Annotated in this window: 13 protein-coding genes and 2 riboswitches; of the genes, 9 read left to right on the forward strand and 4 right to left on the reverse strand. The window is 68.0% G+C overall.

The features are described from left to right. The first annotated feature begins 2 nt into the window (after positions 1-2). From BKA23_RS10765 to BKA23_RS10780, 5 genes are all read left to right on the forward strand, one after another. Positions 3-2,567, forward strand: coding sequence for a DUF4118 domain-containing protein (locus tag BKA23_RS10765; RefSeq protein ID WP_145227881.1), 2,565 nt, complete (start codon positions 3-5; stop codon positions 2,565-2,567). Then, complete coding sequence (locus BKA23_RS10770) at positions 2,564-3,268, forward strand: response regulator (RefSeq protein ID WP_145227883.1); 705 nt, start codon at positions 2,564-2,566, stop codon at positions 3,266-3,268. The genes BKA23_RS10765 and BKA23_RS10770 overlap by 4 nt, the downstream gene beginning before the upstream one ends. Positions 3,269-3,557: 289 nt before the next feature. After that, on the forward strand, positions 3,558-4,955 hold the full coding sequence (locus tag BKA23_RS10775; RefSeq protein WP_145227885.1) for an MFS transporter: 1,398 nt from the start codon (positions 3,558-3,560) through the stop codon (positions 4,953-4,955). 94 nt (positions 4,956-5,049) lie between these two features. Next, positions 5,050-5,976, forward strand: coding sequence for an ABC transporter transmembrane domain-containing protein (locus tag BKA23_RS18005; protein WP_246104574.1), 927 nt, complete (start codon positions 5,050-5,052; stop codon positions 5,974-5,976). A gap of 39 nt (positions 5,977-6,015) precedes the next feature. Beyond that, positions 6,016-8,673: an ATP-binding cassette domain-containing protein gene (locus BKA23_RS10780; protein ID WP_246104575.1), complete on the forward strand. Its 2,658-nt coding sequence runs from the start codon at positions 6,016-6,018 to the stop codon at positions 8,671-8,673. Positions 8,674-8,783: 110 nt separating this feature from the next. On the opposite strand, the gene BKA23_RS10785 is transcribed toward BKA23_RS10780, so the two are convergent. After that, complete coding sequence (locus tag BKA23_RS10785) at positions 8,784-9,587, reverse strand: hypothetical protein (RefSeq protein WP_145227887.1); 804 nt, start codon at positions 9,585-9,587, stop codon at positions 8,784-8,786. Positions 9,588-9,630: 43 nt separating this feature from the next. Further along, positions 9,631-12,480 carry a DNA translocase FtsK gene (locus BKA23_RS10790; RefSeq protein WP_425473764.1) on the reverse strand — a complete coding sequence of 950 codons (2,850 nt, stop codon included), beginning with the start codon at positions 12,478-12,480 and terminating at the stop codon, positions 9,631-9,633. A 293-nt stretch (positions 12,481-12,773) separates the two neighbouring features. After that, positions 12,774-12,888, forward strand: a riboswitch (SAM riboswitch). A gap of 56 nt (positions 12,889-12,944) precedes the next feature. Here BKA23_RS10790 and BKA23_RS10795 point away from each other — a divergent pair. Continuing rightward, the gene (locus BKA23_RS10795; RefSeq protein WP_145227889.1) at positions 12,945-14,474 is read left to right on the forward strand and encodes an aminotransferase class V-fold PLP-dependent enzyme; all 1,530 of its coding nucleotides are present in this window, start codon (positions 12,945-12,947) and stop codon (positions 14,472-14,474) included. Between the two features lie 273 nt (positions 14,475-14,747). Beyond that, positions 14,748-14,909: riboswitch (cyclic di-AMP (ydaO/yuaA leader) on the forward strand. 4 nt (positions 14,910-14,913) lie between these two features. Further along, the gene (locus BKA23_RS10800; protein WP_170226463.1) at positions 14,914-15,576 is read left to right on the forward strand and encodes a LysM peptidoglycan-binding domain-containing protein; all 663 of its coding nucleotides are present in this window, start codon (positions 14,914-14,916) and stop codon (positions 15,574-15,576) included. 204 nt (positions 15,577-15,780) lie between these two features. Here BKA23_RS10800 and BKA23_RS10805 read toward each other — a convergent pair whose 3' ends face one another. Both BKA23_RS10805 and dapA read right to left on the reverse strand, forming a co-directional pair. Then, on the reverse strand, positions 15,781-17,463 hold the full coding sequence (locus BKA23_RS10805) for a ribonuclease J (RefSeq protein ID WP_145227893.1): 1,683 nt from the start codon (positions 17,461-17,463) through the stop codon (positions 15,781-15,783). Between the two features lie 7 nt (positions 17,464-17,470). Further along, positions 17,471-18,355 (reverse strand): 4-hydroxy-tetrahydrodipicolinate synthase, encoded by an 885-nt coding sequence (gene dapA / locus BKA23_RS10810; protein WP_145227895.1) that lies wholly within the window; start codon positions 18,353-18,355, stop codon positions 17,471-17,473. A 305-nt stretch (positions 18,356-18,660) separates the two neighbouring features. Here dapA and BKA23_RS10815 point away from each other — a divergent pair, with 305 nt between their 5' ends. Together BKA23_RS10815 and BKA23_RS17660 are read left to right on the forward strand one after the other, a co-directional pair. Next, a complete protein-coding gene (locus tag BKA23_RS10815; protein WP_145227897.1) occupies positions 18,661-19,473 on the forward strand; it encodes a thymidylate synthase in 813 nt (270 codons plus the stop codon). Then, positions 19,470-20,408, forward strand: coding sequence for a dihydrofolate reductase (locus BKA23_RS17660; RefSeq protein ID WP_170226464.1), 939 nt, complete (start codon positions 19,470-19,472; stop codon positions 20,406-20,408). Before BKA23_RS10815 ends, BKA23_RS17660 begins: the two co-directional genes overlap by 4 nt. The last annotated feature ends 377 nt before the right edge of the window (positions 20,409-20,785 follow it).

The following is a 20,785-nucleotide window of genomic DNA, read 5'->3' on the forward strand; positions in this document are numbered from 1 at the left end:
GTATGTCGCGCGGCCGTCTTCGTATCTACCTCGGCGCCGCTCCCGGTGTCGGCAAGACAGTCAAGATGTTGCAGGAGGGCCGACGACGACAGGAACGTGGCACCGACGTCGTCGTCGGCCTGGTCGAGACGCACGGCCGTGAGTACACCGTCGAACAGCTCGACGGCCTCGAGGTGCTCCCCCGCCGCGAAGTGGTGCAGAGCGGGGCCCACCTGTTCGAACTCGATGTCGAGTCGGTGCTGCGGCGCCGACCCGACGTCGTGCTCGTCGACGAGCTCGCGCACCGCAATGCCGCCGGCTCGGAGCACGAACGTCGCTGGGAGGACATCGACCAGCTTCTCGCCGCCGGCATCGACGTGGTTTCGACGGTCAACGTGCAACACCTGGAATCGCTCAACGACGCGGTCACCCAGATCACCGGGATCCGCCAGCGCGAGACCGTCCCCGACGCCGTGGTCCGCTCGGCCGACCAGATCGAACTGGTCGACATGAGCCCGGAGGCACTACGCCGCCGGCTGGCCCACGGCAATGTGTACGCCGCAGAGAAGGTCGACGCTGCGCTCAGCAACTACTTTCGGGTCGGCAACCTGTCCGCCCTGCGCGAATTGGCGCTGCTGTGGATGGCCGACCGCGTCGAGGAGGCGCTCGCCGACTATCGCGACGATCACGACATCAGCTCGACCTGGCCGGTGCGTGAGCGTGTCGTGGTCGCCCTGACCGGTGGCCCCGAGCAGGAGACCCTCTTGCGCCGTGGAGCTCGCATCGCGGCCCGCGGCGCCGGTGGCGAGCTGTATGCCGTCCAAGTGGTTCCGGACACCGGATTGCGTGATGTGCCACCGGAGCTGGCGACGTCGGCGCGACAGCTCACCGAGGAGCTCGGTGGATCGATGCACACGGTCACCGGCAACGACGTCGGTGAGGCCATCCTCGAGTTCGCCCGCGGCGTCAACGCCTCGCAGATCATCGTCGGCGCGAGCCGGCGACGTCGTTGGCAGCGACTGCTCGGCCGCGGCGTCGGCGACACCGTCGTCGACGGATCCGGGGACATCGACGTGCTCATGGTCACCCACGCTCTTGCACATGGCGGGCGGACGCCGATGCGCGACTGGTCCGGACTCGGCCGAGAACGCACCATTGCCGGATGGCTGCTGGCGACGGTCGGGCTCGCGGTGTTCACCGCCTTGCTGGACCTCAGCCGGCACTGGCACTCGTTGCCGTTGGAGGTGCTGCTCTACCTGGCCTTCACCGTGATCACCGCCATCGTCGGAGGCCTGTGGCCGGCGCTGGCCGCCGCGGTGCTGGCCAGCCTGGCCCTGAACTGGTTCTTCACGCCTCCCGTCGGCACGCTGACGATCAATCAGCCGCAGAACGCCGTCGCGCTCCTGGTGTTCATCGTCGTAGCGGCATCGGTTGCCTCGGTGGTTCACCTGACCGCTCGACGCACCGCGCAAGCCGTTGTCGCCGAACGAGATTCGCGAGTTCTCGCCGAACTCACGCACTCATTGCTCGCGGTCCAGGACCAGCTACCCGCGCTTCTGGACCAGGCGCGCGACATCTTCGGCGCGAGTGGTGCAGCGCTGGTGCGCACCACCACATCCGGCAGTCTCGGCGAGGCCGTCATCGTCAGCGGCGCCGTACCGCTGGATCAGCCGGGTGCCCATCTGACGCGGGCACCCGTCGACGACACCCACCAGTTGGTCATCTCCGGCGATGTCGCCGAGGCGAACCAGCGCCGGCTGGTCGAGGCCTACGCGAGCGTTGCCACCGCGATCCTGCGGCGCAACGAGTTGGCCAAGCAGGCCGCAGCCGCGTCCTCGCTGGCCAAGGACAACCGTTCCCGGGCCGCCTTGCTTGCGGCGGTGTCCCATGATCTGCGCACACCCCTTGCCGCCATCAAGGCGGGCGTCTCGAGCCTGCGCAGCACCGACATTCAGCTCACGCCGGCCGACCAGGGCGAGTTGCTCGAAACCGTCGAGGAGTCCGCCGACCGGCTCGACTCGCTCATCGAGAACCTGCTCGACATGTCGCGGATCAGTTCGGGCAACATCACCGCCCGCACCGATGACCTGCAGGTGGCGGACCTGCTGTCGGCGACCCTGCACACCGTCAGCGAACCGCGACGGGTGCGCGTGTGGGTACCCGACCCGCACATCAGCTGCCGCGCCGATCCGGGACTGACCGAACGTGTCGTCGCCAACCTGGTCGAGAACGCGCTGCGCTACTCCCCCGGCCGGCAGGAGGTGGTCGTCGCCGCCGAACGGCTCGGCAGCGTCGTCCAGATTCGCGTGATCGACCGCGGTCCGGGCGTGCCGGAGAACGAACGCACCGGCATCTTCGCCCCGTTCCAGAGGTATGGCGACAGTCCCCGCGGCAACGGCGTCGGACTCGGCCTGGCCGTGGCGAAAGGACTGACCGAGGCGATGGACGGCACACTGACCGCGGAGGACACTCCCGGCGGCGGTCTGACGATGTGCATCCAGTTGCCCTCCGACGACCCGCACCGGACTGCCTTGCTGCAGGGCGACTCCGATCTGAATTCCGCCGAAGATCAAGGAGTTTCACCGTGACGAAGGTACTGGTCGTCGACGACGAGCCGAGCCTGGTGCGCACCCTGAGCATCAATCTGCGCGCCCGCGACTACCAGGTCGAGCACGCCTTCGACGGCCGCAGCGCCTTGCAGAGCATCGCCGAGGACTGCCCCGACGTGATCGTGCTCGACCTCGGCCTGCCGGACATCGACGGCGTCGAAGTGATCCGGCGGGTGCGTGCCACCAGCGAGGTGCCGATCATCGTGCTGTCCGCACGTCACGACTCCGACGACAAGGTCGAGGCACTGGACTGCGGCGCCGACGACTACGTCACCAAGCCGTTCGGCATGGACGAACTGCTCGCGCGCGTGCGCGCCGCCGTCCGGCGCCACACGCCGGCGACCAGTCATGCTCCCGCCATACACACCCCGGATTTCGCGCTCGACTTCGCCGAGCGGATCGCCATACGCGACGGGGTGCAGGTGCGGCTGACTCCGACCGAGTGGCACTTCCTGGAGGCCCTGGCGGTCCAGCCCGGCCACTTGGTCACCCAGGCCGACCTGCTGCGCGAGGTGTGGGGCGCGGGCTATGAGAAGGAGACGCACTACCTGCGGGTGTATGCCGGTGGCCTGCGCCGCAAGCTGGAACCAGATCCGGCGCACCCTCGCTACCTGGTGACCGACCCGGGCATCGGCTATCGCCTGCTCACCGGCACCACCGAGCGCCGACCTCAGCACTGAATCACGCTCCGTCACGGACCGTGGCTTTGTTCCACACCGCTGTGCATCTGTGCTGCCTTCCGGCGTCAAACCGAGGTTTTCGCAGCATCGGATTCTGCTGTCGCACGACCTTCCCGCCAGCCGGTGAGGTCCCGCAGGTCGCTCGATAGCACGCCGATGTAACGTGGAAGGCTGCACCAGCGCACGAGCGCCAGGTCGCGGCGTCCCGTCATACGCCGCGGCGTAGACGACGAAAAGCCTGGCGCCGCAGGCCTTTCGGCCTTTGCCGGCGTAGGCGGCGAGGAGCACGATGATGCGAGCACACGGGATGCGAGGACACGGACAGCGTCCTGACCACGACGCACCACTGACACCGAAGTCGAGACACTTTCTGCGACGGCTGACCTTCGCCACCGGCGGCGGGATGTTCATCGACGGATTCGTGTTTGCGACTTTCGCCGCCGCGATGGCCGGCAAGGCCCACGAAGCTCTCGGTGTGACCGGATTCTGGGATCAGGCGATCTCGGCGTCGGTGCTGATCGGCACCTTCTTCGGCGGGCTGGTCCTGGGCTACATCACCGACCGGATCGGTCGGCGACCGATGTTCACCTTCGACCTGATCCTGTTCTCCACCTGCGCGCTGCTGTTGTTCTTCGTGACCGCCGCCTGGCAGGTCTTCGTGCTCGGTGTCCTCATGGGGCTGGCAGTCGGCGCAGACTATTCGATCGGTTCGCCGTTGCTCGGCGAATTCTCCCAGTCCAAGAACCGTGGCCACTTCCTGGGCCTGCTGGAGATCAACTGGAACGTCGGCTACGTCGTGGCTTATCTCATCGGCTACCTGATCAACACCTACGAACCCACCTGGTGGCGCGTCATTCTCGGCTGCAGCATCGTGCCGGCGCTGATCTCGTTGGTCGTCCGGCACGGTCTGCCGGAGTCGCCGCGCTGGCTGGTCAGCAAGGGACGTGAGCAAGAGGCTGTCGATATCTACACCGAGGAACTCGACCTGCGCAGCCCAGGCGACCTGCTTGAGGAGACTGTCGAGGACACCGACTACAGGGTGCTCTTCTCCGCCGAGTACATCCGGCGCACGCTGTTCGCCTCGCTGTCGTGGAGTGCGATCGTGATGCCCTACTTCGCACTCACGTTCTTCGGGCCGACGATCCTGCGCTCACTGGGCCTGGGTGACCAGTCACTGCTGGGCGCCCTGCTCGGCACTCTCACGGCGTTGGTCGGCGCACTGCTCTCGTGGCGACTGATCGACCGGGTCGGTCGGCGAGCCATGATCATCCCGCCGATGTTCATCTGCGGCTTCTTCCTGCTGCTCGCCGCGGCATACCAGCAACTACCCACGGCGATCGGCGTGCTCGCCTACTTCGGCTACCTGTTCTCTTACGGTGTCATGAGCATCACGACCGGCATCTACCCGGAGGAGGTCTTCCCCAGCTCCGTGCGCGCGTCCGGGGTCGGCTTCTCCAGCTCGGTCAGCCGGATCGCCGCGGCCATCGGCACGTTCGGGCTGCCGTGGGTGAACGACACCTTCGGCACTCCTGTCGTGCTGATCATCCTGGGCATCGTTTCGGTGCTCGGCGGTGTCATGTGCGTGGCGTGGGCGCCGGAAACCAGTGGTCTCGCGCTCACCGAGACCTCACACCGCACCGACCCGCATGCCTACAAGCGCTCAGCCAAGGTGCCTGCCTCAGCCTGATCTGCTCGGGGCGTTCGAAGCTCGCCGGGCAGCGCCGGGCAGCGCCGGGAAATCAGATGCGCAGTGTCAGCAGGCGTGACTACCGTGGCGCCTGATGAACTCCCTGATCACCGACGACGCGACCCGCCCCACCGGCAGTGCCGCCGATCAGGGTGCTGCTGCTGCCGATCCGGTGCGACCGCTGGACTGGCGGCGGCTGAAGGGCACTGCCAGCGCCGTCGCCATGACCGCATCGCTGATCGCCGCCCTGGGCCAGGCGTTCGGCACGGTGGTGGCCGGCTGGCTGGCCGATCACGCCACCGCTGCACTCGTCGGTCTGCTGGCGGCCTGCCTGCTCGGTTCCGGCGTGCTCGACGCCGTCGGGCGGCTCATCTGGGCCGGGGTCGTCGACCGGGCCGAGGGTGGTCTGCGCACCGACCTGCTCACCGCGACGATGCGCCAGCCGGTCGAGGCACTGACCGAGCAGGCCGTCGGCGAGATCCTCGACCGGGTCGACGACGACACCCACGAGCTGGGCAACCTCAGCCGCGAGATCTTCTGGCGGCTGGCGCAGACGGTCTTCGCCGTCCCTGCGTTGTATGTCGTCGCCGGTGTCTCGTGGTGGCCGGCCTGGGTGCTGTTCCCGATCGCGGCAGTGCTGACCTTCGTGCTGATCCGCGGACCACTGCGCGAGATCGGCCTCCGCAAGGTGCTCGAAGAAGCTGCCTGGACCGATCACGCTGCCGCTCTCGAGGAAGCCGTCGCCGGTCGCGACGACCTGCGCACCAGCCTTGGCCAGGCTCACGCCATCCGTCGGCTGGCGACGTTGTCCGCACTCATCCACCGGCGCTTCGCCGACGTCGTCATCCTCGAGGGCCGCACGGTGCGACGCTCCGGTCTGATGCTGCACTGTCTGCTGGTCGCCACCGTCATCATCGGCGTCGGCATGGTGTCCTCGGGTGGTATGTCGGTGTCCGAATTGGTCACTGTCTTCCTGGCCGCGACGCTGTTCGTCGGGCAGGTCGACCAGGCCAGCCGGTAGCTGCCCGATCTGCAAGCGGGGGTCGGAGCAATCATCCGGTTGCGCCAGCTGCTCAGCGTCCCCGCGGAGCCGGTCGGCGGACGGCCGGTGCCCTCCGGGCAGGTCGGCCTGCGGTTCGATCACCTCGAATTCGCTTATGCGGAAGGCACGTTCGGCCTGCACGACATCGACATCGACATACCTGCGGGCAGCACCTGCGCTCTGGTCGGGCGCAGCGGATCGGGCAAGTCCACTCTGGCGTCGCTGATCACCCGCACCATGGAGCCGCGGCGCGGCACGGTCCGACTCGGCGACAGCGACGTGCTCGACCTCGACCTGCAGCAGTTGCGTGCCGCCGTGGGTGTCGTCACCCAACGCACCGAGATTCTGGCCGGCACTCTCGCCGAGAACATCACCCTCTTCGAGCCGTTCCCGCGACCGCAGATCGAGGCCGCGATCGACCAGTTGGCCCTGGGCGACTGGGTCCGCGGGCTGCCCGAGGGCCTTGACACCCCACTCGGACCGGGTGGGCTGAGCATCTCCGCCGGCGAGGAACAACTGGTCGCGTTCGCGCGGCTTCTCGTGCGCGACGTCAAGGTCGTGATCCTCGACGAGGCGACCGCCCGCATGGACCCCCTCACCGAGCGACGCGTGGTGGCCGCCGCAGACCGGCTGCTCACCGGGCGCACCGGCATCGTGGTGGCGCACCGCCTCTCCACCACCGAACGAGCGCAGTCGGTCGCGGTGCTGGAGCACGGACGCGTCATCCAGCACGGACCGCGCGAAGAACTCGCCAGCCGACCGGGGCCGTTCCGCGATCTGCTCGACGCCGCGAGCAGCGCGCAGGACGCACCGCTCAGCGAGCACGCCGATGCCACGGCTGCGACCATGGGCACAGGTAACGACGGTGCGCCTTCAGGCAGCGCCCGTTCGGTCGCGGCATCGTCCGATGGTGCACCTGCGGCGACCTCGATCGGTGCGGTGCGTCGCCAGGGTCCGCCTCCGCCGGCGATCGAGGTGCCGCCAGGGCCGTCGCTGGCCCGTGGCGTGTGGAGCGCGCTGCGCATGCATCCGCGCTGGTGCGTCGGGTCGATCGTGTTGTTCTCGATCAGCGCCGTCACCGGATCGCTGGGCGCGCTCAGCGGCTTCCTGTGGGGCAAGGTTGTGCAGGATCTCACCGTGTCGCCGCACCTGGACCGCACCGGCATGTGGTTGATGATCGGCCTGGTCGGCTCGCTGCTCATCGGACCTCTGCTGATCAGCATTGCCGTTGTGCTCTACCCGCAGTGGTGGATCGCGGTGCTGTTGCGCAGCCGGATGCAGGTGCTCGTGGGCCAGACCGGTCAGCACCGCCTGCCGCGACGGCCCGCCGGCGAGATCGTCGGACGGGCCCTCGACTCGGACCGGTTCGCGTCGTATGCCGACAACTGGGTCGACGTGTTCACCGGGGTACTGGTGATCGCGGTGACATCGGTGCTCGGCGGCACGATCGCAGCCGGTGGGGTCCTGTTGGCCGTCATGGTCGGTGCGATGCTGGCCTCCCTCATCGGTCGTGGTGTCTCGGGCCGGTCGGCGGCTGCCGCGTCGACCTCCCGCGCAAACTTCGGCCGGGCCCTGGTGTCGGCACTGGACTGCGTGCGCACGATCAAGCTGGCAGCCGCGATGCCCGCCATCCACGAGCACCTGCGCCAGGTCGACGGCGGCCGGGTCGATGCGGCGGTGCGCGAGCACCGGGTCGCCGCCGTGCTGTCGGCGATACCGAACCTCATGGTGCAGGGCGGCGTGGTCGCCGCCTGGACGATCTACCTGCGCGGTGGGTGGGACATCGCGACCGCCCTGCTGGTGAGCAGTGCGGTGTCCGGCTTCGGCTGGTTCGGCGAGACCGCAGGCAAGGTCATCACCCGCGCTCCGGGAGCCCGAGCCTGGCAACTGGCCACCTCGCAGTTCGCTGGTGGCGCCGATCTGATGGCGTTGCCGGCGGGTGTCGATCTGGTGGCCGGCATCGCCCCCGCTCCGGCGGTCGCGCCGCGCACCCGCCTCGACCGGCTGCAGCTGCACGACCTCAGCGCGATCCACGACGACGGCACGATCGGTGTCGAGGGCGTCGATCTGACCGTGCAACGCGGTGAGTTGGTGTTGCTGGTCGGGCAGGTCGGCTCGGGCAAATCCAGTCTGCTGAGCGCGCTGGCAGGTCTGATCGGTCACACCGGTGGTCTGAGCTGGAACGACGTCGACATCGACGATCCACAGCTCTTCCTGCGCCCGGGACAGGTGGCGCACGTCAGCCAGGTGCCGCGCGTGCTGTCGGGCACCTTCGCCGACAACATCCGCCTCGACCACGACCGCAGCACCGACCGCGCCATCGCCGACGCACGGCTGGCAGTCGACATCGCCGACGCGGGTGGTGCCGACTCACTCGTCGGGCATCGCGGGGTGCGCCTGTCCGGCGGTCAGGTGCAACGACTCGCACTGGCACGAGCGCTTGCCGCCGACGCGGAACTGCTGCTCGCCGACGACGTGTCGAGCGCGCTGGACGCCGCCACCGAGCTCGAGCTGTGGCAGGCGTTGCGCAGCCGTGGCACCACCGTGCTCGGGTCGACATCGAAGGCGGCCGCGCTCGACCTCGCCGACCGGGTGGTCGTCCTCGTCGACGGCCAGGTGGCAGCGGAAGGGCCGTGGCGGCACCTCGCCGACGACTGGGGTCATCTCGCAGCCTGAGCTGTGCACCCCTCGGTGTCGATCAGCGACCGCGGCCGGGCTCCTTGAGTAGATGGGCTCCCTGACCAGACGGACTCACTGAGCAGACCGAAACACCGGCGCGGCTGACGTCATCTGTTCCGGCGAGAGCTCTGTGCAAAGGCAGTGACCAGCCCGACGATCCAGCCGGTGGCCAGTCCCCAAGTCGCCCCCGACGACACGTCGTATCGAACATAGCCGCCGACCCAGATCCAGTCGTTCACCGCCCAGTCGGACACCATCGCAACAACCGCACCTGCAATGACCGTCGCCATCCAGCCCGAAAGGAACAGAGCGAAGGCGCCTCCACCGGTCTTGATGGACATCGCCGCCGGCAGCAGTACGAGGAATGACACGACGAGTACGACGATCACACCGACGATGAACCCGGTCTGCCAACTATCCCGCAGATCGCTACCCCACGGCCACGGCAGCACTGTGAGCCACCGCTTGACGATCGCCGGAGCCGACGTGGGCGAGTCCTTCGACGCATCGATCTGATTGCCCACGAACGCGCTTGCAGCAACCAGGACAGTTGCGACCACGGCGCCCACGATGGCCACCGAGAACCCGCTCGAGCCTCGACCTCCACCAGCGAACTCCGCTGCCACTGTTGCAGATCCAGGCTGCACATAACCCTGTCGCGGAGGCGGTGCGTCACCCGCAGCGCTGAATCCGTCGCTTCGTCCCACGGGACCGGCCGGCCCCGCATCAGGTGAGCCGGCGCCTCGTGAGTCGGCATCGGGCTGACCGAATCCGGACGGCCAAGAGCCTGCCGAGCCGGGGCCCACCGGAGCACGACCACCGTTGTAGCCCCTGCCGGACTGACCGGCTGCGTACCCGCCTCCCGCCGAACCCGGCGGCAACTCCTGCGTGTGGTCGAAATCGTCGGTCACGAGTGGTCGTGCTCCTCGGGCGGGTGCGGTCAGCGCGAACGGTTCATTCGCGACGGTCGGTCAATTGCCAGGCGTCTTCGCCGCCATCCTCGTCCGACGCGTCGGTGCCGTCCAGAGCCGCGTCATACGGCTGGTCGGGCACCTCGTCGCCCCGCAGCAGAGCGAGCGTCACGTCGATGTCGTCGGGTTTGACCAGCACGTCGCGCGCCTTCGACCCCTCGGACGGGCCGACGATGCCGCGGCTCTCCATGAGGTCCATCAACCGGCCGGCCTTGGCGAAACCAACCCGCAGCTTGCGCTGCAGCATCGACGTCGAGCCGAACTGGCTGCGGATGACGAGTTCGGCGGCCTGCAGCAGCAGGTCGAGGTCGTCGCCGATGTCCTCGTCGATCTCCTTCTTGGCAGCGGTGACCGTCACGTCGTCGCGGTAGTTGGGCTTCAACTGCTCCTTGACGTGGGCGACGACCTCCTGCACCTCGGTCTCGGTGACCCAGGCGCCCTGCACGCGCATCGGCTTGGAGGCGCCCATCGGCAGGAAGAGCGCATCGCCCTGCCCGATGAGCTTCTCGGCGCCAGGCTGGTCGAGCACGACGCGCGAGTCCGCCAGCGAGGACGTCGCAAACGCCATACGGGACGGGACGTTGGCCTTGATCAGACCGGTCACGACGTCGACGGACGGTCGCTGCGTCGCCAGCACGAGGTGGATTCCGGCCGCGCGCGCCAACTGGGTGATGCGGACGATCGACTCCTCGACGTCGCGCGGCGCGACCATCATCAGGTCGGCGAGCTCGTCGACGATGACCAGCAGGTAGGGGTACGGGACCATCTGCCGCTGCGACCCCGGCGGCGGTGTCACCTTGCCCGCGCGCACCGCCTTGTTGAAGTCGTCGATGTGCTTGAACCCGAAGGCCGCCAGGTCGTCATACCTGGTGTCCATCTCGCGCACGACCCACTGCAGCGCCTCGGCGGCCTTCTTGGGGTTGGTGATGATCGGGGTGATCAGGTGCGGGATTCCTTCGTAACCGGTGAGTTCGACCCGCTTGGGGTCGACCAGCACCATGCGGACCTCCTCGGGCGTGGAGCGCATGAGGATCGAGGTGATCATCGAGTTGACGAAGCTGGACTTACCGGCGCCGGTCGCGCCGGCGACCAGCAGGTGCGGCATCTTGGCCAGGTTGGCGATGACGTAGCCACCCTCGACGTCCTTGCCGACGCCCATCACCATCGGATGTTCGTTGCCGCGGGCAGCCTGGCTGCGCAGCACGTCGCCGAGGCTGACCTTCTCGCGGTCGGTGTTGGGGATCTCGATGCCGATCGCCGATTTGCCGGGAATCGGGCTGAGGATACGCACGTCGGCCGATGCCACGGCATACGAGATGTTCTTGGACAGTGCCGTCACGCGCTCGACCTTGGTGCCGGCGCCGAGTTCGACCTCGTAGCGCGTGACGGTCGGACCGCGGGTGAAGCCGGTCACCTGGGCGTCGACGTCGAAGGATTCCAGGGTGTCGGTCAGCGCCTGCACGACCCGGTCGTTGGCGGCGGACCTGGTCTTGTGCGGAGTGCCGGGCGCCAGCAGATCGGCTCCGGGCAGCGTGTAGGTCACGTCTCCGGCGAGCTGCAGTTGCTCGACGCGCGGCGGCAGGACGGCCGTCGGCGGGGCTTCGAGCGCAGGTTTGGGTCCGACCTTCTTCGGTATGTCGGGGCTCGCCAGCGACTCGTCGGTCCCGGGAAGGCGGTTGGAGTCGCCCGCTGCGGTTGCGGCGGCACCACCGGACGGTATGGCGGTGGTCGGTGGCAGGCCAGGTCGACGGTCCGCGCCGGTGGCACCGGCTGCGGCCTGTCCGGCGCCCGCCGAGGCGAGATCTGCCGCCACGTCGTAGACGTCGTTGACCGGCGCACGCTCACCCGGGCGCAGGATTCGCCCACCACGCGTCTTGCGGGGCACGACGGTCGCGGCCTGTTCGAAGGCTTCGTCACCGTCGAGGCCGGGCGCGTCGGCGCCCTTGGCCGAGCGGCGACGACGCTTGGGACGGTCGCCGTCGATGTCGGCGCCGTGCACGTCGGCGGCCACCGCGTCGAAGGGCTCGTCGTCATACTCGTCGTATTCCGACAACCCGTGCTCACCGAACAGTCGCCCACGCACCTGCCGCACCCGGGCGGGGATGAGCCGCACCGGCGTCGCGGTCATGACGAGGAGGCTGAAAACACCCAGCAGCAGCAGAAGCACGATCGCGCCGAGGTCGTGCACGGCCGCGACCACTGGGCTGGACGCCATGAATCCCACGATGCCGCCGGCTCTGCGCAACGCAGCACCATCGGACGGTTGCGGAATTCCCTTGGCAACACTGGTGATTCCGCACACCGAGACCGCGAACATCGCCAGACCGAGCAACACCCGGTTGGTGGCGTGATGCCCGCGCGGGGAACGCATGAGATGGATGCCGATGAGCAGCAACACCAGCGGGAGCACGAGCGCGCCGAGCCCGAAGGTCCCCGCGACCACGGAGTGGATGACGCCGCCGACAGGGCCAGCCAGGCCCCACCACTCGCGAGCGGCAATCACGACCGCGGCGGCGATGAGCCCGAAACCGAGCCCGTCGCGACGCAGTTCGGGCTCGAGGTCTCTCGCTGAGTGACCAACGCTACGGGCTGCTCCCCCGGCGACGTGGGCGACGCCCAACCAGGTGCCGCGGGCGGCGCGCATCGGCAGAGACAGACCGCCACCGGCCGGCTTCGCTCCGCCGCGAGCCTTGGGGGCAGCCGCCTTCTTCGCCGGAGGACGGGTCGAGGTGCGTCCCGACGCCGGCCGCGATCGCGCGCCCGAGCCGCTGGACGACTTCGGATTGCGGGTCGCGCGCGCGGTGGACGTGCTGGATGACGGACGGGTAGCCACGAAAGCACCGTACGCGAGTCACCGCCCGTCACAGGTGTCACACGCCGGAGCCCGTTCGAGGGGAATCTGAGCGGCCCGCCGGCGTGCATCTGCATGCGCATGTCGCGATACGTGCATGGGCATGTCGATGGACTGTCCCAGGATGCCGCCGCAGGTCTCATGTGACGAGATGGCGGTCGCACGAAGGGACACCCCCAGGATGCCCCCAAGGATGCCCGGGACGGTCTCGTATGACGAGATCGCTGTCCCATGGACTGGAGGCCGCTCGCGAGCTCCGGCTATGGTCTCTCGCAGGTCACGAGTCTCAGCGTCAAGCCCCGGCTGGCTGAGCGGCAACCCTCCTCCGCGGTGGGGTGCTCCGGGTGACGACCGGGCCGACGGCACCAACGCCGCCGGCAAGCGCGGACCACGACGGCAATTACTGGCGATGCCGTGCTGGTCCCTCGACCGGCAAGGAGCACGCCATGAGCATCGCCCAGTCTCTCCGCACGAACGTCGCCGACATCGACACCACCGGCACCAGCGACACCACCGACGCCACCGACACCGTCCAGTCGCGCACCCCCGCTCAGCCGCGGCGGCTCACCATCGCGCCCTCGGGCACGGCGCCTTCCGCACCGGCGCAGACATCTACCACGAGCGGGCATTCCTCGTCGCCGATCCCGTCGCCGATCCCGTCGACCGGACGCGTCTCGGGCAAGCTGTCGTCGTCGGCGCTGCCGCGCACCGTCTCCCACGAACTCGGCGTCCCCACCGTGCACCGCACGGTCACCGACTACGCCAACTTCGACCATGCCGCGACCACCCCTGCCCTCGAATCCGTCGCCCAGGCCGTCGAGCAGGTGCAGCGCCGCTACGGCTCGGTGCACCGCGGCGCCGGATACGCCAGCCGCGTCACGACCGGCTGGTTCGAGCAGGCTCGCGAGGAGGTCGCCCGATTCGTCGGAGCGCGCGAGGGCGACGAGGTCATCTTCACCCGTAACACGACCGATGCGCTGCGGCTGTTGTCGCACTGTCTGCCGCGTCGCACGCAGGTCATCGCCTGGGAGTCCGCACACCACGCGGCGTTGTTGCCCTGGGTGGCCCACCAGACCACCCGCCTGCCGGTGCCGTCGAGCGCGGCCGACGCCGTCGAGTTGCTGCGCTCCGCCCTAGCCGCCACCGATGGGCGCCACGTGCTGGTCGCCATCACCGGAGCGTGCAATGTCACGGGTGAGATCTGGCCTATCGCCGAACTCGTCGCAGTGGCAAAGGAATTCGGCGCTCGCACAGTGCTCGATGCCGCACAGCTGGCACCGCACCGGCCCATCGACCTGACCGACCTCGGCGTCGACTGGGTCGCGTTCTCCGGCCACAAGCTCTACGCACCGTATGGCGCAGGCGTGCTCGCCGGACAACGCGACTGGCTCGACGCGGCCACGCCATACCTGCCGGCGGGTGGCGCCACGGCCGCAGTGACCGCCCGGCACAATCACTGGCACACCGGGCCCGCCCGCCACGAAGGCGGCACTCCGAACGCAGTGGGCGCGATCGCGATCGCCGCCGCCTGCGCGGCATTGAGCGCACGCCGCGAGATCGTGCAGGAACACGAGCGCTCACTGCAGCAGACCCTGCGCGAGGGCCTTGCAAACATCGACGGCGTCACCCTCGTGCACGCACTCGGCCCCGACCGGCCCGGCGTGGGGGTCGTGACCTTCACCATCGACGGCATCGAGCCCGGGCTGGTCTCGCAGGTTCTGGCCGACGAGTACGCCATTGCGGTGCGCGACGGCCGCTTCTGCGCACACCTGCTGTGTGACGCGATCATCGGTCAGGGCCAGTCGGCGGTGCGCGCGAGCATCGGCCTGGCAACGACAGCCGAGCACGTGACGCGACTGATCGAGGGGGTGCGTCGGCTGGTGACGCAAGGCCCCGAGCTGTCCTATGTCCACACCGACGCCGGCTGGACCGCACCGGCCGACCCCCGCGACCTGAGCGAACCCCGCCCCTGGTGACAGCGGAACCTCGCCTTCACCACTGACCTCGTAAGCCCCAACAGGTCACGTACGCAACAACATTCACCGGCATACGGCGCTGACTGGGATTTCATCGACAGCTGCCGCAAAGATCACGGAAAGGTCACGGTTGAACTTGGCATCCGGCCGATAACCACGTACCTTCGATTCTCGGTGGTCATCCTTTCGTCGCCCTTGACGAAACGACCACTGGCGGGTATCGCATCCATGCGACCTCGCCATGCCAAGTGGCTCGCTGCGCACAGCCTCGTCGAGCAGCCACCGCAGATCCGGGATGGTCCCGGAGGCACGACGAGGATGGGGAACCCAATTCGGCCGTGAATTCGGCCTTGGGGTGAGAGCAGGCCACACACCTGCCGGGCACCTGACAGCCCGACCCGACAGCTAACCCCGTATGCGCACGTCAGGAGAGGAACCAATGAACCTCAGCACCAACACGTCCACCAAGACCCGCATCATCGGCATCGGGGTTGCCGGCGCAGCAGTCGTCGGAGCGACCGGCCTGGCGACCGCGGGCGACGCCCACGCCGCGTCCGGCAGTGTCTGGAATGCGGTCGCGCAGTGCGAGAGCGGTGGCAACTGGTCCATCAACACCGGCAACGGCTTCTACGGTGGCCTGCAGTTCACGCACTCGACCTGGATCGGCTTCGGCGGCGGCGCCTACGCCTCCAACGCCAACCTGGCCACCCCGTCGCAGCAGATCGCGATCGCCGAGCGTGTTTTGGCCTCCCAGGGCCCCGGCGCCTGGCCGGTCTGCTCGGTTCGCGCCGGTCTGACCCGCAGCAACGGCTCGGGTTCGGGCTACACACCGCCGGCCGGCACCGCGACGCCGAAGCAGCAGACCTACTCGGCACCGAAGAAGTCCACGACGGTGCGCAAGAGCGAGTCCAGCGCACGCGCGACCACCAAGGTCGAGCTGTCCGGCAAGACGCTCACCGTCAAGGCCGGCGACACCCTCAGCGGGCTGGCACAGACTTATCACGTGTCGGGCGGATGGCAGGCATTGTTCGCAGCCAACAAGGGCACGGTCAACAACCCGAACCTGATCTTCGTGGGCCAGCACCTGCAGCTGCCTGCCTGATCGCGTCCGACCTGATCGCGTCCGGTCACGAATGACCTGATCGCGTCCGGTCACGACAAAACGTAAACGACAGGCTCTGAACGAACCGCCGTGAACGACAGGCTCTGAACGACCGGCCGTGAACGACAGAAGGCCGTCCTTCCCCGCACGGGAAGGACGGCCTTCGTCATACGTGCTCGGCTCAGTTCGAGGCGTGCAGCCGGATCACGCGTCGATGACGATCGGGATGATCATCGGGCGACGGCGCAACTTGCCGCCGACGAATCCACCGACAGCGCGCCGGATCACCTGCTGCAACTGGTAGCTGTCGGTGATGCCCTTCTCGCGCGCTTCGTCGAGGGCGGCTTCCAGCTTGGGGCGCACCGCGTCGAAAACGGCCTCGTCCTCGGCGAATCCGCGGGTTTGGATCTCCGGACCCGCGGCGAGCTTTCCGGTTGCTGCGTCACGCACGACGATGATCGTCACGAAGCCTTCGTCGCGCAGGATGCGGCGGTCCTTGAGCATCGTCTCGTCGGTCGTCCCGACGAGAGAGCCGTCGACATACACGTACCCACACGGCACGGCACCGGCGATCGACGCCTTGCCGTCGACCAGGTCGACCACGACGCCGTCCTCGGCGAGCACGACGCGCTCACGCGCCACCCCCGTCTGCACCGCGAGGTCGGCATTGGCGACGAGATGCCGCCATTCACCGTGGATCGGCATGACGTTCTTGGGACGGACGATGTTGTAGCAGTAGAGCAACTCCCCCGCGCTGGCATGGCCGGAGACGTGCACCAGCGCGTTGCCCTTGTGCACGACCTTGGCGCCGAGGCGCATCAGCCCGTTGATCACGCGGTAGACGGCGTTCTCGTTGCCCGGAATCAGTGAGGACGCCATCAGGATCGTGTCGCCGTCACCGACGTCGATGCGGTGATCGCGATTCGCCATACGTGACAGTGCCGCCATCGGCTCGCCCTGCGAACCGGTGCAGACGAGCACGATCTTGTCGTCGGCCAGGTCGTCCAGCTTCTTGACGTCGACGAGCACGCCGTCCGGCACGGCGAGATAACCCAGGTCGCGGGCGATCGTCATGTTGCGCACCATCGACCGGCCGACCAGCGCGACCTTGCGGTGGTGTTTGTATGCCGCATCCATCACCTGTTGCACGCGGTGCACGTGGGAGGAGAAACAGGCCACGATGATCCGGCGCTGCGCCTGCTGGAAGACCCGCTCGATGGCCGGCGTGATGTCGCGTTCCGGGGTGGTGAATCCGGGCACCTCTGCGTTGGTGGAGTCGGTGAGGAACAGGTCGACGCCTTCCTCGCCGATCCGCGCGAAGGACCGCAGGTCGGTGATCCGGCCGTCCAACGGCAACTGGTCCATCTTGAAGTCACCGGTGATCAGCAAGGTGCCGCCGGGGGTGCGCACACAGACCGCGAGCGCGTCGGGGATCGAGTGGTTGACCGCGACGAACTCGCAGTCGAAGTCGCCGACCTGCTCACGCTGACCCTCCTTGACCCCCAGCGTGTATGGCGTGATGCGGTGCTCCTTGAGCTTGGCCTCGATCAGGGCCAGCGTCAGGGTGGATCCGATGAGCGGGATGTCCGGCTTGAGCCGCAACAGATAGGGCACGGCGCCGATGTGATCCTCGTGGCCGTGTGTGAGCACGATGGCCTGGATGTCGTCGAGACGATCCTGGATGTACTCGAAATCCGGCAGGATCAGGTCGACCCCTGGGTGATCCTCGGGGAAGAGCACGCCGCAGTCGACGATCAGCAGCTTCCCGGCGTACTCCAGCACGGTCATGTTGCGACCGACCTCGCCCAGACCACCGAGCGGCACGACGCGGACGCCGCCTTCCGGCAGGGGTGGGGGCGGACCGAGCTCGGGGTGGGGATGACTCACAGTTCTCCTATGACTTGATGGTCTCTAGCGCGGCGCGCAATTTCGCGCGGTGTTCGTCGGTGGCGGGCAGCAGCGGCAGCCGCACGAAGTCGGACTCGATGACGCCGAGTTCGAGCAGCGCGGCCTTTGCCATGATCGCTCCCTGGCTGGTGTTCATCAGCGCATCGACCAGCGGGATCAGCCCGGTGTGGATCTCGCGGGCGCGCTGCAGGTCGCCACGATCGACGGCCGCGATCAGCTCGGCATACTGCCGTCCGGCGACGTGCCCGACGACGCTGACGAGGCCGGATGCGCCCTGTGCAAGCCAGGCGAGGTTGAGCGGGTCGTCTCCGGAGAACCACAACAGACCGGTCTGCGCCATCAGTTCGCTCGCCGCGAACAGGTCGCCCTTGGCGTCCTTGACCGCGACGACCTCGTCGATCTCGGCGAGTCGCCGGATCGTGTCGCTCGCCAGGGCGGTGCCGGTGCGGCCCGGTATGTCGTAGGCCATCGCGGGCAGACCCGTCGACTGTGCAACAGCCCGGAAGTGCGCGATGACGCCGTCCTGGGTGGGCTTGTTGTAGTACGGCGTGACGATCAGGACCGCGTGCGCGCCGACGGAGGCGAGGGCCTGGGCGGCCGCAACGGAGTGCGCGGTGTCATTGGTGCCCACTCCGGCAGTGACGCGCACCCGGTCACCGACGGCCTCGACGACCGCGCGGACGGTGTCGATGTTCTCCTGGTCGGTGGTGGTGGCCGACTCGCCGGTGGTTCCGTTGACGACCAGACCGTCGTGGCCGTTGTCGGCCAGGTGGCTCGCGAGGCGCTGCAGGCTGTCGAAGTCGATCGAACCATCGCTGTGCATGGGCGTCACCATCGCGGTGATCATCCGGCCGAAAGGCGTCGAGGTCATGAGGGAAGGCTATCTGCCGGGCAATGAAAATCGCGTCGCCACCCGCTCGGGGGTCCGGGTGGCGACGCGATCAGCAGGTACATCGTGGGATGTGGCCACCGCGTTACAGCTTCGAATGTGATCTGTGTCACATTCGTGGTCAGGGCGTCCCTTCGTCGCACCGTACCCACGCTGCGCCATCCATGTGCCGCGTCGCGCGAGCGACGCGTCACGCCACGCCGCTGCGTCATACAACGACTCTGCTCATACAACGCCTCTGCGTCATACAACTGAGCCTGTCGGACGCCGCTGATAGCGTCGGCGCCATGAAGCAGTTTCACGACCTGCTTGAGCGGGTACTGGCCGACGGCGTGACAAAGGAAGACCGCACCGGCACCGGCACGAAGTCGGTTTTCGGGCATCAGATGCGCTTCGACCTGGCGACGGGTTTCCCGGCGATGACCACCAAGAAGCTGCACATGCGCTCGATCATCGGAGAGTTGCTGTGGTTCCTGCGGGGTGACACCAATGTGGCTTGGTTGCACGAGCGCGGCATCACGATCTGGGACGAGTGGGCCGACGAAAATGGCGACCTTGGGCCGATCTACGGCCACCAGTGGCGGTCCTGGCCGACCCCCGACGGCCGTTCGGTCGACCAGATCGCCCGGCTGATCGATGGCCTGCGTCGCAATCCGGACTCCCGGCGGCACATCGTGTCGGCGTGGAATGTCGCCGATGTCGACGACATGGCGCTGCCGCCGTGCCACACGATGTTCCAGTTCTACGTCGGCGACACCGCCCCGGACGGCCGGCGGCGTCTGTCCTGCCAGTTGTACCAACGGTCGGCCGACATCTTCCTCGGCGTGCCGTTCAACATCGTGTCGTATGCGCTGCTGACCGCGATGGTCGCGCAGGTCACCGACCTGGTGCCCGGCGAGTTCGTGCACACCATCGGTGATGCCCACCTCTACCTCAACCACGTCGATCAGGCTCGGCTGCAGCTGACCCGCTCCCCCGGACCGCTGCCGACGCTCGTCCTCAACCCGCAGGTGCGCGACATCGATGCCTTTGATCTAGCCGATGTACGACTCGAGGGGTATGTCGCAGCACCTTCTATCAAGGCCCCGATCGCAGTATGACGATCACCTTCATCGCCGCGGTCGCCCGCAACGGCGTCGTGGGTCGCGACGGGCAGATGCCGTGGCGGATCCCCGGCGAGCAGAAGGGGTTCAAAGCCGCCACCATGGGCCATCCCATGGTGATGGGCCGGCGCACCTTCGACTCGCACGGGCTGTTGCCCGGCCGCAGGCACATCGTGCTGACCCGCGATCCCGACTGGTCCGCGGACGGCGTCGAGGTCGCGCACTCGGTGGACGAGGCACTCTTCCTTGCCGGCGACGACGACTTGTTCGTGACGGGTGGCGCGCAGATATGGGAGGCCTTCGCCGGACTCGCCGACCGCATGCTGTTGTCCGAGATACCCCTGGAACCCGAGGGCGACACGACGTTCCCGGGCTGGCCGTTCACGGATTCGCCAGTATGGCGGGAGGCGTCGCGCGAATCGCACGACGGCTGGGTTGTCGTCACCTATGAGCGACACCGCCCGCGCACACAGGTCGAGATCGGCCCCCGCGTCGCGCGGTCGGGATCTCGCATCAAGGTGGGCGCATCGTGCGCCATACGTGACGGGGACCGGCTGCTCCTGACCCGCCGGGAGGACAACGGATTATGGTGCCTTCCCGGTGGCGGCGTCGACGCTGGTGAGACCTGGTCGGAGGCTGCGGTCCGGGAGGTGCGCGAGGAGACCGGTCTGCACGTCGAGATCGACGGAGTGCTCGCCGCCTACAGCAATCCGGATGTCGTGGTGGTCTATGCCGACGGCAACCGCAATGCCATCTTCGGCGTGTGCTTCCGAGCGCATGTCGCGCGGGGCGCGGCTGGCTTGTCCGACGAGGTGACAGAGGTCGCCTGGCTCACCGAAGCCGACGTCACCCGCCTGCCGATCGTGCCGGCACACCGCTCGCTCGTGCGCGCAGCGTTCCAGCCGCCAGTCACACCAACGATTTTCGACTGAGTCACGTCCCGCATCTCGCAACCGCCTGCCCGCCTGCCCGCCTGCCGATCGTGCTGGTACACCGCTCGCTCGTGCGCGCAGCGCTCCAGCCGCCAGTCACACCAACGATTTTCGACTGAGTCACGTCCCGCATCTCGCAACCGCCTGCCTGCCTGCCTGCCTGCCGATCGTGCCGGCACACCGCTCGCTCGTACGCGCAGCGTTCCAGCCGCCAGTCACACCAACGATTTTCGACTGAGTCACGTCCCGCATCTCGCAACCGCCTGCCCGCTTGCCTGCACGCCTGCCTGCCTGCCGATCGTGCCGGCACACCGCTCGCTCGTACGCGCAGCGTTCCAACCGCCAGTCACACCAACGCTTTTCGACTGAGATGCATC

The sequence above is a fragment of the Rudaeicoccus suwonensis genome (genome assembly GCF_007829035.1).
GTDB classification, from domain to species: domain Bacteria; phylum Actinomycetota; class Actinomycetes; order Actinomycetales; family Dermatophilaceae; genus Rudaeicoccus; species Rudaeicoccus suwonensis.